The sequence below is a fragment of the Chryseobacterium sp. genome, assembly GCF_041914225.1.
Taxonomy (GTDB): Bacteria; Bacteroidota; Bacteroidia; order Flavobacteriales; family Weeksellaceae; genus Chryseobacterium.
In genome coordinates, this window is record NZ_JAYSDT010000065.1 from 1 (window position 1) to 15297 (window position 15297).

At 37.5% G+C, this 15297-nt stretch carries 12 protein-coding genes and 1 riboswitch; of the genes, 2 read left to right on the plus strand and 10 right to left on the minus strand.

Annotation, left to right across the window (positions count from 1 at the left end):
* Positions 1–737: 737 nt before the first annotated feature.
* The 3 genes from cysS to folE all read right to left on the minus strand — a co-directional run bounded on the left by cysS (position 738) and on the right by folE (position 3429).
* Complete coding sequence (cysS, locus tag ACE3RB_RS18380) at positions 738–2204, minus strand: cysteine--tRNA ligase (protein ID WP_374465545.1); 1467 nt, start codon at positions 2202–2204, stop codon at positions 738–740.
* Between the two features lie 123 nt (positions 2205–2327).
* Positions 2328–2759 (minus strand): DinB family protein, encoded by a 432-nt coding sequence (locus tag ACE3RB_RS18385; protein WP_374465546.1) that lies wholly within the window; start codon positions 2757–2759, stop codon positions 2328–2330.
* Positions 2760–2763: 4 nt separating this feature from the next.
* Positions 2764–3429 (minus strand): GTP cyclohydrolase I FolE, encoded by a 666-nt coding sequence (folE, locus tag ACE3RB_RS18390; RefSeq protein WP_002983392.1) that lies wholly within the window; start codon positions 3427–3429, stop codon positions 2764–2766.
* Positions 3430–3530: 101 nt separating this feature from the next.
* On the opposite strand from folE, the gene ACE3RB_RS18395 reads away from it, so the two are divergent.
* Positions 3531–4685 carry a hypothetical protein gene (locus tag ACE3RB_RS18395; protein ID WP_374465547.1) on the plus strand — a complete coding sequence of 385 codons (1155 nt, stop codon included), beginning with the start codon at positions 3531–3533 and terminating at the stop codon, positions 4683–4685.
* A gap of 17 nt (positions 4686–4702) precedes the next feature.
* Positions 4703–5434, plus strand: coding sequence for a hypothetical protein (locus ACE3RB_RS18400; protein WP_374465548.1), 732 nt, complete (start codon positions 4703–4705; stop codon positions 5432–5434).
* 55 nt (positions 5435–5489) lie between these two features.
* Here the strand turns inward: ACE3RB_RS18400 and metF are convergent, their stop codons facing one another.
* From metF to ACE3RB_RS18435, 7 genes are all read right to left on the minus strand, one after another.
* On the minus strand, positions 5490–6449 hold the full coding sequence (gene metF / locus ACE3RB_RS18405; protein WP_131437569.1) for a methylenetetrahydrofolate reductase [NAD(P)H]: 960 nt from the start codon (positions 6447–6449) through the stop codon (positions 5490–5492).
* 7 nt (positions 6450–6456) lie between these two features.
* Positions 6457–9117 (minus strand): methionine synthase, encoded by a 2661-nt coding sequence (metH, locus tag ACE3RB_RS18410; protein ID WP_374465549.1) that lies wholly within the window; start codon positions 9115–9117, stop codon positions 6457–6459.
* 1 nt (position 9118) lies between these two features.
* Positions 9119–10210: a fatty acid desaturase gene (locus tag ACE3RB_RS18415; RefSeq protein WP_374465550.1), complete on the minus strand. Its 1092-nt coding sequence runs from the start codon at positions 10208–10210 to the stop codon at positions 9119–9121.
* Positions 10211–10292: 82 nt separating this feature from the next.
* Positions 10293–11303, minus strand: a complete 1011-nt coding sequence (locus ACE3RB_RS18420; protein WP_374465551.1) for a homocysteine S-methyltransferase family protein — start codon at positions 11301–11303, stop codon at positions 10293–10295.
* A 37-nt stretch (positions 11304–11340) separates the two neighbouring features.
* Positions 11341–12501: an O-succinylhomoserine sulfhydrylase gene (locus tag ACE3RB_RS18425; protein ID WP_374465552.1), complete on the minus strand. Its 1161-nt coding sequence runs from the start codon at positions 12499–12501 to the stop codon at positions 11341–11343.
* A 124-nt stretch (positions 12502–12625) separates the two neighbouring features.
* The gene (locus ACE3RB_RS18430) at positions 12626–14164 is read right to left on the minus strand and encodes an ACT domain-containing protein (protein ID WP_374465553.1); all 1539 of its coding nucleotides are present in this window, start codon (positions 14162–14164) and stop codon (positions 12626–12628) included.
* Positions 14161–15108 (minus strand): alpha/beta fold hydrolase, encoded by a 948-nt coding sequence (locus ACE3RB_RS18435; protein ID WP_374465554.1) that lies wholly within the window; start codon positions 15106–15108, stop codon positions 14161–14163. Before ACE3RB_RS18435 ends, ACE3RB_RS18430 begins: the two co-directional genes overlap by 4 nt.
* A 60-nt stretch (positions 15109–15168) precedes the next feature.
* Positions 15169–15276: riboswitch (SAM riboswitch) on the minus strand.
* Between the last annotated feature and the right edge of the window lie 21 nt (positions 15277–15297).

Consider the following 15297-nt stretch of genomic DNA (forward strand, 5'->3'; position numbering starts at 1 on the left):
GTTTCGTAATATTTACTCCTAAAACACTGAAAGGCAGGGGGAAAAATTTTAAACATTTGTTTGGGGGTCTGGCTGGGAGAGTTGGAGCGTCCGGGAGTTGGTGGGTGGGGAAAGAGTTAATGGGGCGATTCGGGTTTCGGGGTGCGGGGTGCGGGATTTACGGGGTGTGAGTGTAAGGTTACGGGATGACAGTAATATAATAAAAGAGATAGGTTTAGGCTAAAGCCAAAGCAGCAGGAATTTTTGTAGACGGAATAAAGCACGTTCCTATTGAAGGGTTTTTATTTTTTACCGCAGATGACACAGATTTTCACGGAGCATCATGTATATTTTATTATAGCCTATATAAACTATTTTTATTTGCCTCAACTTATTACTTATTACTTATTACTTATTACTCATTACTTATTACTCATTACTTATAATCTGCCTATTATAATCTGCCTAGCCCTGATAGGAATGGTTACCCCGCAGCAGGAGCTGAAGTGCGGGAGGGCTTGAGGATGGGAGGGCACTGGCGCGAGGAGTAGAAATGGATAGCAGGATAAAACTCCTAAAAAGTTTGAGAGTTGGAGGGTCGGAGAGTTGGAGGGTGAAAAAGGTGAAGAGTATTGGGGAAGAATAGAAATAAGAGGAATATGAAATTTTGATGAATTTTCTGCTGTATCTAAAAAAACATTCCGTAAGAGCCTTATATGAGGGACTCCTACGGAATGGGGATAAAACGAAGTTATATTTTAGTTCAGAACGTATGATGTTCCGTCTCTTCCGTCTTTTAATTCGATGCCTTCTGCAAGCAGCTTGTCTCTGATCTGGTCTGAAAGCTCGAAGTTTTTGGATTTTCTTGCCTGATTTCTCAGTTCGATTAAAACTTTTAGCGTCTGATCAAGTTTTTCGTTATTATTTTCTTCTACGGTCTGTAACCCTAAAACATCAAAGATAAAGGCGTTGAGCGTAGTTTTTAAATCTTCAAGATCAGCAGTTGAGATCGTTTCTTTACCATCATTCAAAGCAAAGATATATTTTACAGCTTCAAACAGGTGAGCAATCAGGATTGGTGAATTGAAATCGTCTGTTAAAGCGTCGTATGCTTTATTTTTCCATTCCTGCAGACTGAAACCGGATTGTTTTGTATCATCAGCAGTAATAAAGTTTAATACTTTTACAGCTTCCATTAATCTGATGAATCCTTTTTCGCTCGCTATCATAGCGTCGTTTGAAATATCCAAAACACTTCTATAGTGTGCCTGCAGGAAGCAGAAACGCACTATTGAAGGATGGAATGGTTTTTCAAAGAAGTCGTTGTCTCCTGTAACCAGCTGCATCGGAAGGATATAATTTCCTGTAGATTTGCTCATACGCTGCGAATTCATCGTCAGCATATTGGCATGCATCCAGTAATTTACCGGTGCGGCATCGTTGCAGGCTTTTCCTTGTGCAATTTCGCATTCATGGTGAGGGAACTTAAGATCCATTCCTCCTCCATGGATATCGAATGTTTCGCCCAGATATTTTGTACTCATAGCAGTACATTCAAGGTGCCATCCCGGGAATCCTTCTCCCCAAGGGGAGTTCCATCTCATAATGTGAGCTGGAGAGGCTTTTTTCCACAATGCAAAATCCTGTGGATTTTTCTTTTCTCCCTGACCATCAAGGTCTCTTGTATTGGCAAATAGCTCTTCTATATTACGTTTTGAAAGTTCACCATAGTTCAAGCCCCTTTTGTTGTATTCTAATACATCGAAGTATACTGAACCGTTGCTTTCGTAGGCAAAGCCTCTTTCAATCAGCTTTTGAGTCAATTCTATCTGTTCTACAATATGTCCTGTAGCGGTAGGTTCGATGTTTGGAGGCAGCAGATTGAACATATCCAGTACTTTATGGAAATCTACTGTATATTTCTGTACAATTTCCATAGGCTCCAGCTTTTCAAGTCTGGTCTGCTTAACGAACCTGTCGTTATCTACATTCCCATCATCGGTAAGGTGGCCCGCATCAGTAATATTTCTTACATATCTTACTTTATACCCCAAATGCATCAGGGTACGATAGATAAAATCGAAGGAAAGGAAAGTTCTTACATTTCCTAAATGTACATTGCTGTACACTGTAGGTCCGCAGACATACATTCCGACATTTCCTTCCAAGATAGGTTTGAATATTTCTTTTTCCGCTGTAAGGGAGTTATATATTTTTAATTGCATTTATTTTAAGTTAAAGATTTAATGATTTTAAAGATTCAAAAATTAGTTAAAAAATACCTTTGTCACAACAAATAATTGTTGTGATAAAAATTTTATATGAAACTTTTTTAAATTTTATCATTATTAAATCGCTTTTAAATGATGCTGCAAATGATCTACGTAATCCTTAATAATAAACTCCAGGGTAAACCTTTGAAGTTCTGTTTTGGTGGTATCGCAGGTTCTTTGCAATGCTTCATCCGGAATATTTTCAACTACATGAACAATCTGATAGTTCAAAGATTTCCACAGGTCAATAAGATCTGAAGTAGGAACATTCTGATAGTTCTGAGCTTTCACCCAAAAATTCTGATCATAAACGATATTCTCGTTCTCTTTGTATTGGGTAACGACAAATCTACGGATATTTGTTAAAGCACTGTCACAAAGATGGCCAATAATTTCTTTTTTAGACCATTTTTCCGGAGAACTTTTATAAGACCATTCTTCTTCAGATATATTTTGAAATCTCTGAAGCTCAGTGTCAATAATATTTTTGAGGATCTGGTAGTTCATTTTATTAATCTAGTTTTGCATGACTTCCTACGTAATGTAAGAATTCCTGTCTTGTAATAGGATTGGTTCTGAAAATACCACTTAATTCTGCCGTAATTGTAGAACTTGCCGTATCTTTTATTCCTCTGCAGTTAACACAAAGATGTTTGGCATCAATGATACAAGCTACATCTTTTGTTCCTAAAGCTTCTTTCAAAGCATCTACAATCTGCATGGTAAGCCTTTCCTGAACCTGAGGTCTTTTTGCATAGTAATCAACAATCCTGTTAATTTTTGAAAGACCAATTACTTCACCATTAGAAATATAAGCAACATGAGCTCTCCCTATAATAGGCAAAAAGTGGTGTTCGCAGAAAGAATATACAGTGATATCTTTTTCCACCAACATCTGGCGGTATTTGTATTTATTGGAGAAAGTGGAAATTCCCGGTTTGTTTTCAGGAAGAAGTCCTCCGAAAATCTCATTCACATACATTTTGGCAACACGTCTTGGGGAGTCTTTCAGGGAATCATCCGTCATATCTAACCCCAGCGTTTCCATAATCTCGCCAAAAAGCTCAGTAATTTTTTCAATTTTTTCCTGTGGCGATTTATCAAAAGCATCTTCCCTTATAGGCGTATGTTCTTTTCCTGTGAAAATATCATCGTCGTTATCAGTAAAATCAACCATTTTTATTTAATTTGCAGCAAAAATACGGATAATATCTGTTCATCTCTATTCAATTAGGGTGAAAACCTTATCTTTTATAACCAGTTCTGATTAAAAAGCCTATGATTATTGTTGAAGAAGTACAAAACCACCTCCATAAAAGAGAATTTCTGGAGTTCCCGGCCCGCCTTTACCGGGATGACAAAAATTATATCCGGCCTTTAGATAAGTATATTGAGGAAATTTTTGATCCTGAAAAGAATAAATTCTTTAAAAATGGGGAATGCAAGAGGTTTCTGTTTAAAAGAAATGATAAAACGGTTGGTAAAGTAGCTGTTTTCATCAATGGCTGTTATGAGCAAAAACAACCTACCGGAGGAATTGGTTTTTTCGACTGCATCAATGATCAGGTAACAGCAGATTTCATTTTTGACTACTGCAAAAGCTGGCTTCGGGAAAAAGGAATGGAAGCAATGGACGGTCCTATCAATTTTGGAGAAAGAGATAAGTTCTGGGGACTTTTAATTGAAGGATTTATCGAGCCTCTGTTTGGGATGAATTACAATTTCCCTTATTACAAAGACCTTTTTGAAAATTACGGATTTAAGGTTTATTTTGAACAGCTTTGTTTTACCAGACCTGTCTTTGCAGAAGTTTCACGGATTTTTACGATTGCTCATGAAAAGAACAGAAGGAATCCTGCAATTTCTGCACAACCTATGAAAAAAAATAATCTGCCGAAGTTTGCAAAGGATTTTACAGAGATTTATAATAAAGCATGGGCGTCTCATGGAGAGGGAAAGCATCTGGAAGAAGCAAAAGTTCTGAAAATGTTTAATATGATGAAACCAATCATCAATGAGCATATTTCCTGGTTTGTGTATGAAAACGAGAAACCTATTGCGATGTGGATCAACATTCCGGACCTCAACCAGTGGTTTAAATATCTGAACGGGAAATTCGGCATTTTTGAAAAACTTAAATTTTTGTTGTTAAAAAGGTTTAAGAAGAATGAAAAAATGGTGGGACTTGTTTTTGGTGTTGTACCTGAATGGCAGAAAAAGGGTATTGATGGATATATGATCTGGGAAGGAACTCAACATTTGAGAAAACATACAGATTTTACGATTACAGAATTACAGTGGATCGGTGATTTTAATCCTAAAATGATCAAGATTGCGGAAACTCTTGATACTACGGTTACCCGAAAACTGGCAACTTACCGGTATTTGTTTGACAGGAATAAGGAGTTTGAGAGACATCCTAATTTAGGATAAATAACAATATTATTTAATTGAATAATTGTATTTTTGAAAGTAATAAACTAAATAGCCCGTATACAATGAAAAAAATAATTACAAGTATTTTATTAGTATTAACCATTGCTCTTTCTGCACAACAGATGACCACATTGAGTTATGATGGATCAAGATTGCTAAATCATACATTTTATCAAAATGGAGATTCAAGCAGTAAGGGAATCAGTTATGATGATATACAGGGGAACCCCTACTATGATAAAGTATTTTCACCTGCTAAATTTTATATTGCTGACAGAGCTGAAACTGCTGTAGCACGCTATAATATGTATTTTGATGAAGTTGAGTTCAAGAAGGATGAAGAGACCTATTCTTTAGTTCCTGACAGCCCTTTTACCAGGATTGAATTTACTCGAACAAAAGAAGTATTAGTAAAACTTGACACAGATGATGATTTGAAAGGATATTTCTTTGAATTAATAAACGGTAAAAATGCACTTTATAAAAAAGTAAAGTCTCAATTTAAGAATGCTGTTGCTGCAAAAAATTCATATGAAATAGACAGGCCTGCAAGCTTTAATACTTTGGATCCTGTCTATTATATCAAAACAGAATCCGGATATATTAAAAAGCCGAAGAAAATAAAGGAAATCGCTGATGCTTTTCCAGCAAAAAAAGAAGAGATTGAAAAGTTCGCGAAATCAAATAACATCAAAATAAATAAAGAAGAAGACCTCATCAAACTGGTTAAGTTTTTAAATCAATAAAAAAATTAAACCCCTGTGAAAATTCGCAGGGGTTCCTTCATTTTTGGTACTTTTATTAGAATAGCTCACCGGCTACTTTTTTAATATTATCACTTTTCCCCATTGAGTAAAAGTGCAGAACAGGAACTCCGAAGTCCAGCAGTTCTTTGCATTGGGTAATGGCCCATTCTATTCCTATCTGTTTTACCGCTTCATTATTTTTTGCGTTTTCCACTTCATTAATCAGTTCTTCAGGTAGATCTATTTTGAAAACCTGTGGCAGAATTTTCAGGTGTTTCTTTGTTGCAATAGGTTTGATTCCCGGAATAATTGGAACCGTTATTCCCATTTCTCTTGCTTTCTGAACGAATTCGATGTACTTTTTATTGTCAAAGAACATCTGGGTTACAATATAATCTGCTCCGGCATCTACTTTTTGTTTCAGCCATTTAAGATCATAATTCATAGAAGGGGCTTCCATATGTTTTTCCGGATAACCGGCAACACCAATGCAGAATTTATTCAATTCATCACTGACCTGCTCTTCGTTATGAAGATATTTTCCTCTTCCGAGATCATTAATCTGATTGACAAGATCCATCGCACTTGCATGACCTCCCTGGGTAGGCTCAAAATACTGATGCCCTTTCATCGCATCTCCTCTTAAGGCCATTACATTGTCTATCCCAAGGTACATACAGTCTACCAGCAGATATTCTGTCTCTTCTTTTGTGAATCCTCCGCAAAGAAGGTGTGGAACTGTATCTACATTGTATTTATGCTGAATGGCCGCACAAATTCCTAAGGTTCCAGGACGCATTCTTGTAATACGGCGTTCCATAAGGCCATTTCCTTTGTCGATATATATATACTCTTCCCTGGATGTCGTAACGTCAATAAAAGGTGGTTTGAATTCCATTAACGGGTCTATATTCGTATACAGATCTTCAATCCCGATTCCTTTCTGTGGCGGAACAACTTCTAAAGAGAATAAAGTTTTTCCATTTGCATTTTTAATGTGTTCTGTTATCTTCATGTCAATGTTAATCTGCTAAATTTGGTGACAACCATTTTTTCGCTTCCTGAATGCTACAGCCTCTTCTTGCTGCATAATCTTCAAGCTGGTCTTCCGTAATTTTTCCTAATCCGAAATATTTGGCATGCGGGCTTCCAAAATAGTATCCGGAAACAGATGCCGTCGGGAACATCGCAAGGCTTTCTGTAAGGAAAACGCCTGTATTTTCTTCTACTTTTAAAAGTTCCCATATTGTTTTCTTCTCCAGATGGTCCGGGCAAGCCGGATATCCCGGCGCCGGGCGGATTCCTTTATATTTTTCGGCAATAAGCTCTTCGTTGCTTAAGTTTTCCTGATTGGCGTATCCCCAGTATTCTGTTCTGACTTTTTTATGCAGGAATTCGGCATAGGCTTCTGCAAAGCGGTCTGCCAATGCTTTTACCATGATGGAATTGTAATCATCATTGGCTTTTTCGTATTCCGCGGACAGTTCATCGGTTCCAAAACCTGTTGTTACACAGAATGCGCCCACATAATCAGTTTTTCCTGAGCTTTGAGGAGCAATGAAATCACTTAAAGCAAGATAATCTTTTCCTTTTGATCTCTGAGCCTGCTGTCTTAGGGTTAAAAACCTGGCTTTTTCGTTATTATTTTCATCAAAAATCAGAATATCATCAAAGTCATTGGAGTTGGCTTTAAAGATTCCGAAGATGGCTTTTGCTGTCAACAGTTTTTCATCCAGAATTCTTTTCAGAATAACCTGAGCATCTTTAAATAATTCTTTAGCCTGAACACCCACAACCTCATCTTCCAGAATATTCGGGTATTTCCCGTGGAGATCCCAGCTTCTGAAAAACGGAGACCAGTCGATAAAAGGAACCAGTTCATTCAGGTCCTGATTTTCGATTATTTGTATTCCTAAATTATTCGGGGTAAAAATTTCTTCGTTTTCCCAATCAATTTTAAAACGGTTTTCTCTTGCCTCTTTGATGGAGACATAATCTTTATCAACCTGTCTGTTCAGGAACTTCTCTCTGAATTCAGAGTAGTCATTCTTTAAATCCGAAACATACTCTTTATTTCTGTCCCCTAGCAATGCACTCACCACATTTACAGCTCTTGAGGCATCATTAACGTGAACAACAGCATTCTTATATTTTAAATCGATTTTCACTGCGGTATGTGCTTTTGAAGTTGTAGCACCACCAATCAATAAAGGAAAATCTAAATTCTGTCTTTCCAATTCTGATGCGATATACACCATTTCATCCAGACTTGGCGTAATCAATCCGCTCAATCCAATAACATCTACTTTTTCTTCAATGGCAGTCTGGATAATCTTTTCGGCAGGCACCATTACTCCAAGGTCGACAATTTCATAGTTGTTACAACCAAGAACAACGCTTACAATATTTTTACCGATATCATGTACGTCACCTTTTACTGTTGCCATTAATATTTTTCCATTGGCAGGCTTTGTTCCGTCTTTTTCTGCTTCAATGAACGGCTGTAAATAAGCCACAGCTTTTTTCATTACCCTTGCTGACTTTACCACCTGTGGAAGGAACATTTTTCCGCTTCCGAATAAATCTCCTACCACTCCCATTCCTGTCATCAGATTCACTTCAATAACGTGAAGGGGTCTTTCAGCCAATAGCCTTGCTTCTTCAACATCTTCTTCAATAAAACGGTCGATTCCTTTTACCAAGGCATAGGTAATCCTTTCCTGCAACGGATTATTTCTCCACTCTAAGTCTTCAGTCTTTTCTTTTTTTACGGATTTATGCTTTTCGGAATAATCGAGAAGCCTTTCTGTAGCATCATCCCTTCTATCCAGAATTACATCTTCTACCAGCTCCAGCAGTTCTTTATTAATTTCATCATAAACTTCTAACATAGCCGGATTTACAATACCAATGTTCATTCCTGCCTGAATGGCATGATAAAGGAATACAGAGTGCATTGCTTCCCTTACGGTACCATTTCCGCGGAAGGAGAAGGAAACATTACTCACTCCCCCGCTTACAGAGGCATAAGGAAGATTTTGTCTTACCCATCGTGTAGCTTCAATAAAATCGATGGCATTTCTCCTGTGTTCTTCCATTCCGGTAGCCACCGGGAAGATATTCAAGTCGAAAATGATATCTTCAGCAGGAAAACCAATCTGATTTACCAGGATATCATAAGATCTTTTTGAAATTTCAATTCTCCGTTCAAGATTGTCGGCTTGCCCTACCTCATCAAATGCCATTACAATAACAGCCGCTCCGTATCTTTTAATGGCTTTGGCGTGCTTGATAAATTCCTCTTCTCCTTCCTTTAAACTGATAGAATTTACGACACACTTTCCCTGAGCTACCTGAAGTCCGGCTTCAAGGATTTCCCATTTGGAGGAGTCTACCATAATCGGGATTCTTGCGATATCCGGTTCAGAGGCAATTAAGTTCAGAAATTTGATCATGGAAGCTTTCCCATCGATCAACCCATCATCGAAGTTTACATCCAGAATCTGGGCGCCTCCTTCTACCTGATGGCGGGCAATATCTAATGCTTCGGAGAATTTCTCCTCTTTAATCAGTCTTAAAAATTTCTTGGAACCGGCAACGTTGGTCCTTTCACCAACATTGATGAAATTACTCTCCGGTGTTATGATAAGAGGCTCAAGGCCTGATAATCTTAAATACTTCATTTTATTCTTCTAAAATATAGTAGGCATTATTAGCATTCTGCCTCAATAAATCCCTATGCTTACTTAAAGCTGTAATCAGCGGAAATCTTTTGTAAGCTAAATTGTGCTCTTTAGCAAATTCCTCAATTTCCTCAGTAATTTCGTTGTAATACATATAACTATAGTTTGGAAACAGATGATGGGCTACATGAAAATTGAAATTTCCCAATACATTTCTTACAAACCAGTTATTTTCTGTTAAATCATTGGTCACCTCCAATTGGTGGCGAAGCCAGCTGAACGGAAGGCCATTCTCTTTATTTAACCTCGGAAAGGCATTATCAGGAAGCGGATGCAAAGGCAGCAGCACAAACAATGCAAAAATGCTTGCTGAAATTACCTGTAAAAACCACGCTCCTAAGGCCAGTCCTATTGATACTTTAAAGAACACAACAGGCACTACAATCTGATAAAAGAAATAGAACAGCTTATAACTCACCATTTTCACTTTTTCAACAACTGGTATTCTTCCCTGGGTTTTTAAAATCACTCTTTCCTTATCAAAAAAGTCCCGGAAGTCTCTTATAAACATCCAGTTGAACAAATACAACGGATATACTAAAAAAAAGAACTTATGCTGATACTTCTGAATCCCTTTCGCCTTGATCCATGGAACAATCAGGAGCAATCCGCTCTGTTCGATATCCGTATCCCATCCATCTACATTCGGGTAAGCATGGTGACTTGCAATATGTCTTTTTTTCCAGATATAGGAATTGGCTCCTATAAAATCAAAAATGTGAAGAACCAGTCCATTCAGCCTCTTACTTTTATAGATGTTATTATGGGCGGCTTCGTGGATTAAGTTTAAATAAATTAAAACCAGAGAAATTCCCATCAATACAAAGCTCAGAATATAGATCCAATGCTTTTCAGCATTTAAAACAGCCAGAAAATATAAGCCAATATAAACCAGTGGCAGTATTACCGCTTTGATCTGAATATAAATATCCCTGTTTTCAGAAATGGCTTCTACTCTCTTGTTCACTTTCTTTCTAAGCTCATTAAATAATCTGACATCCTCCGAATCTTTTAAATAAATTGGCTTTTCCATATATTTAACTTTGTGGTTTACTTAAAGTTAACATTTATAATCCAGCCTTCATTCTTGATTTTAATTAAAAAAATCTATCAAATCACACAAATTCCTTCAATTTCCTCGGTGGGTAATCTTTCACCAGCTCTGCAATTGCTTTGATATGCTCAGGCGTTGTTCCGCAGCATCCTCCGATAATATTGATCAGTCCTTTCTCAACATATTCTTTAATCTGCCTTGCCATATCTTCTGGCGTTTCATCGTATTTTCCGAAAGCATTCGGTAAACCGGCATTCGGATATGCTGACACGTAGAATTCTGAATTGTGAGCCAGTGTTTCAAGATAAGGAGTCAGCTGATCTGCACCCAAAGCACAGTTGAATCCTACGCTTAATAAATTCAGGTGAGAAACAGAAATCAGAAAAGCTTCTGCCGTCTGTCCGCTCAATGTTCTTCCTGAAGCATCGGTAATGGTTCCTGAAACCATGATCGGAATTTTAATTCCTCTCTCATCCTGTAATTCATCAATGGCAAAGAAAGCTGCTTTTGCATTTAAGGTATCAAAGATGGTTTCTACCAGAAGAATATCCGAACCGCCATCCAACAAAGCCTCACACTGCTGTTTGTAAGCCACTCTCAATTCTTCAAAGGTGATTGCTCTGTATCCAGGGTCATTCACATCAGGACTTAAACTCGCCGTTCTGTTGGTAGGTCCTATAGATCCTGCTACAAATCTCGGTTTATCCGGATTCTTTGCAGTGTATTCATCACAGGCTTTTCTGGCAATCTTTGCTGATTCGTAATTCAGTTCATACACCAGATCTTCCATGTGATAATCTGTCATCGCAATGGTAGTTCCCGAAAATGTATTGGTTTCAATGATGTCTGCTCCTGCTTCAAGATATTTCTTGTGAACTTCCTCAATGGCTTGAGGCTGCGTCAGAGAAAGCAGGTCATTGTTCCCTTTTACCGGATGTTCCCAATCTTTGAAACGCTCTCCGCGGTAATCTTCTTCTTCAAACTTATACCTCTGAAGCATCGTTCCCATGGCACCGTCAAGAATTAAAATTCTTTCTGACATAGCTTTATATAATTGTTCTGAATTTTTCATTTTTATCTATTTTGAGTAAAGCCAGTAATTGTTTGAATTAATCTAAGGCCTGTTTCAGATCCGCAATGATATCCTCTACATTTTCCAATCCTACAGAGCAACGTACCAACCCTGCTGTAATTCCTACTTCATTCCTTTCTTCATCCGATAGCTTGGAGTGTGTTGTAGATGCCGGGTGAGTAACGATTGTTCTTGTATCACCTAAGTTGGCAGACAGCGAGCACATTTGTATCTTATCCAAAAAGTTTCTACCCCCTTCTATTCCGCCTTTTATTTCAAATGCCACGATATTTCCACCAAGTTTCATTTGTTTTTTGGCTACTTCATAACTTGGATGAGATTTCAGGAATGGGTATTTTACTAATTCTACATTCGGATGGTTTTCTAAAAACTCTGCTACCTTCAATGCATTCTCGCAATGCTTTTCTACACGGATTGCCAATGTTTCCAGGCTTTTTGACAATACCCAGGCATTAAAAGGAGACAATGCAGGACCTGTATTTCTTGCAAAAAGATAAATTTCCCTGATCAGGTCTTCTTTTCCTACTGCTATTCCTCCTAATACTCTTCCCTGTCCGTCAATCAGTTTCGTTGCTGAGTGTACAACAACATCTGCACCATATTTGATAGGCTGCTGAAGATAAGGTGTTGCAAAACAGTTATCTACAATAAAGATAAGATTATGTTTTTTGGCAATCTGTCCAAAGAACTCAAGATCCAGAATTTCAATAGCCGGATTGGTAGGCGTTTCAAGATATAAGATCTTTGTATTGGGTTTGATATACTGTTCAACATTCTTTGCATCTTCTGCCTTGAAATAAGAGGTTTCAATATTCCATTTCGGGAAATATTTGGTAAACAAAGTATGTGTAGACCCGAAAACCGACTGGCAGCTTACAATGTGATCACCTGCATTCAACAAGGCTGCAAATGTAGAATAGATGGCTGCCATTCCTGTTGCAAAGGCATATCCTGCTTCTGCACCTTCCATTTTAGCAATCTTATCTGTAAACTCTGTTACATTAGGATTGGAAAAGCGGCTGTATAAGTTTTTAGGTTTTTCTTCTGCAAAGCTTGCTCTCATATCTTCCGCATCCTGAAATATAAAGCTGGAGGTCAGATATAATGGCGTAGAATGTTCATCAAACTGGGTTCTTTCAGTCTGTGTTCGTATTGCTGATGTTTCGAAATTTTCCATATAGTTTTAATTAATTTACCAATATAACAGTCTAACAATGTAACAATGAGATTCTTCGCTTTGCTCAGAATGACAATTGTAGTAACTGTTACACTGCTAAACTGGTAGATTGTTACATTAAATATTATTTAGTTTCACTTACTCTTAAGATATCTCCGAATACTCCCCTTGCCGTTACCTGTGCACCAGCTCCGGCTCCCATAATCACTATTGGATTTTCACCATAGCTTTCTGTATAAATTTCAAAGATTGAATCTGAGCCTTTCAGCTGCCCTAATGCAGAAGTTGCAGGAACAGAAACCAGTTTTACATCCAGTTCACCTTTATCTTTCTGCAAATCACCGTGCAAATCACCTACATATCTCAAGACATGTCCAGGCTCCTGGTTTTCTTTTATTTTCTGATATTCTTCGTCCAGCTCTTCAAGTCTGGAAAGGAATTCTGATTTTGAAACCTCAAGTAAGCTTTCCGGAACAAGATTTTGAATACTAATATCTTCGAATTCATTGATCAGGTCTAGTTCTCTGGCAAGGATCAGTAATTTTCTTGCCACATCATTTCCTGACAAGTCTTCTCTTGGATCCGGTTCTGTATATCCTTTTTCTAGAGCTTCGTTAATGATGGTTGAAAATTTATCGTCTCTCAGAGAAAAATTGTTGAAAACATAGCTTAATGTTCCGGAGAATACGCCTTTGATTCTGGTGATGTTTTCTCCTGAAAGGTGTAATAATTTGATGGTATCAATTAACGGTAATCCTGCACCAACATTGGTTTCATACAGATAACGTCTGTTATTTTTGTTCAACGTATATCTTAGTTTTCTGTACTCTTCTATCGGAAGGGTATTGAAAATCTTGTTGGAAGAAACCAGATCGAAACCATTTTCTGCCAGGGCATGATAATTCTTCACAAAATCCTTGCTTGCTGTGTTATCCACAACAATCAGATTTTCCAGTTGATTTTCATTGGAAAAATTAATCAATTCTTCCACGTTAGATGGATGTTCTGCGGTTAAAACCTCATCACCCCAATTGGCATCAAATCCTTTTTTGTTGAAGGCAATTTTCTTTGAATTGGCTACCGCAACTACTTTAAGGTCTATTTTTTTACGTTTTTTAATTTCTTCAGCAGATTCAAGCACCTGCTCTATCAAGGTTTTTCCTACGTTTCCGTGACCAATAATTGCCAAATGAACCGTCTTTGGCTTTTTGAAAATTTCAGATTCTATGATATTCCTTGTTTTTTCATCCTGCGAAGAAGTTACTACGATATTGACTCTGTTTTCTCCGGCCACCTGATTTAAAAGCAACGGGAAAACATTATTTCTTGCCAGCTCGGCAAAGACTTTATTGAAATCTTCCGCTACAAAACCAATCACGGAAACATTATTAATACTATAAATCTGGGAAACTTTTCCTGATTTTCTTTCCGCTTCAAATTCATCTATAAGACAAGCAACTGCTTTCTCTGCATCATTTTCATGAACCAAAATAGAAATTCCGTTTTCTACTGCTTGTTGAGAGATTACCCCTACACTGATGCGCGCTAAAGTAAGCGCTTTAAAAATTCGTCCGTCAATCCCGATTTCTCCCAGGAAATCTTCTCCTTCAAACTTGACGATTGATCTGTTCTTCAAAAATTTTATTTCGTTAGCAATTTTCATTTCTCCTGTAAAATGTTTTTTATGATATTATTTAATTGTTGATATTCCATTAAGAAGGCATCATGCCCGTGTATAGATTGGATCTCGTGATAAGAAACATTCTTATTTTTCTCTTTTAAGTTTTCAAAACACATTCGGATTTCAGAAGCCGGGAAAAATAAGTCTGAATCTACGGAGATCATGCGCATTCGTGCCTGTATGTTCTCCAATGCTTCTTCAGCAACGTTTATATTCATCAAGAGATGATTCATCAGCTTGTATGCTTTTAAACTAAATCTTTCGTTTAAAGCATTACCATGATAAATCAGCCAGTCTTCTGATTCCAGGCGCTGTTTTTCCTGGTTATATTGGTTTTGAAATCTTTCATTGAGCGACTGCGGCGTTCTGTAACACAACATGGCATGAATTCTCGCTTTCTGTAATGGTTCTTCTTTATCATTTAATAAGAATTTCTGAACCAGACATTGCGCATGAAGCCAGTCGTGCGTTTTGTAATCGCAGGCAATAGGAATAAATATCTCTGCTAGATCCGGCTGCTGGGCAAGCATTTCCCAGGCGATTCCTCCTCCCAGAGAGCCTCCGATAATGGCATATAGTTTTTTGATCTGTAAAGCTTCAAGCCCTTTCAGAAATATCGAAGCGATATCTGAAGGGGTAAAGTCTTCATAATCTTCAATTAAAAAATTGTCATAACCGTTTCCGGGTATATTGAAACACAGAACTGTGTATTGATCTGTATCAACAATCTGATTTTTTCCTACCAGCTGCTTCCACCAGCCTTTATCTCCGGATACATTTGAATTTCCGGTAAGAGCATGGTTGATTAAGATGACAGGGGCTGTAAACAGATCTTTCCCAAAAAGCTGATAGCTTAACGGGATATGGTATTCCTTTTGGGAATGAGTTTGATACGTAAGATTAATATAGTTTAGTTCTGTTTTCAATTCTATTATATTTAAATACAATTGAAAATGCCACAGGAAATGGCTGAAAAGAACTTCAGTAAGTTATCTGTCCAAAATTATTTTGGTAGAACGTAGCACCTTCTTTACTTGCGCAAAGGGTTGCTAAGGTTTCACAGGGTCTAATCCCTCAACCTTTCTTGATAACATTTTCAATATTTGAATGAACGA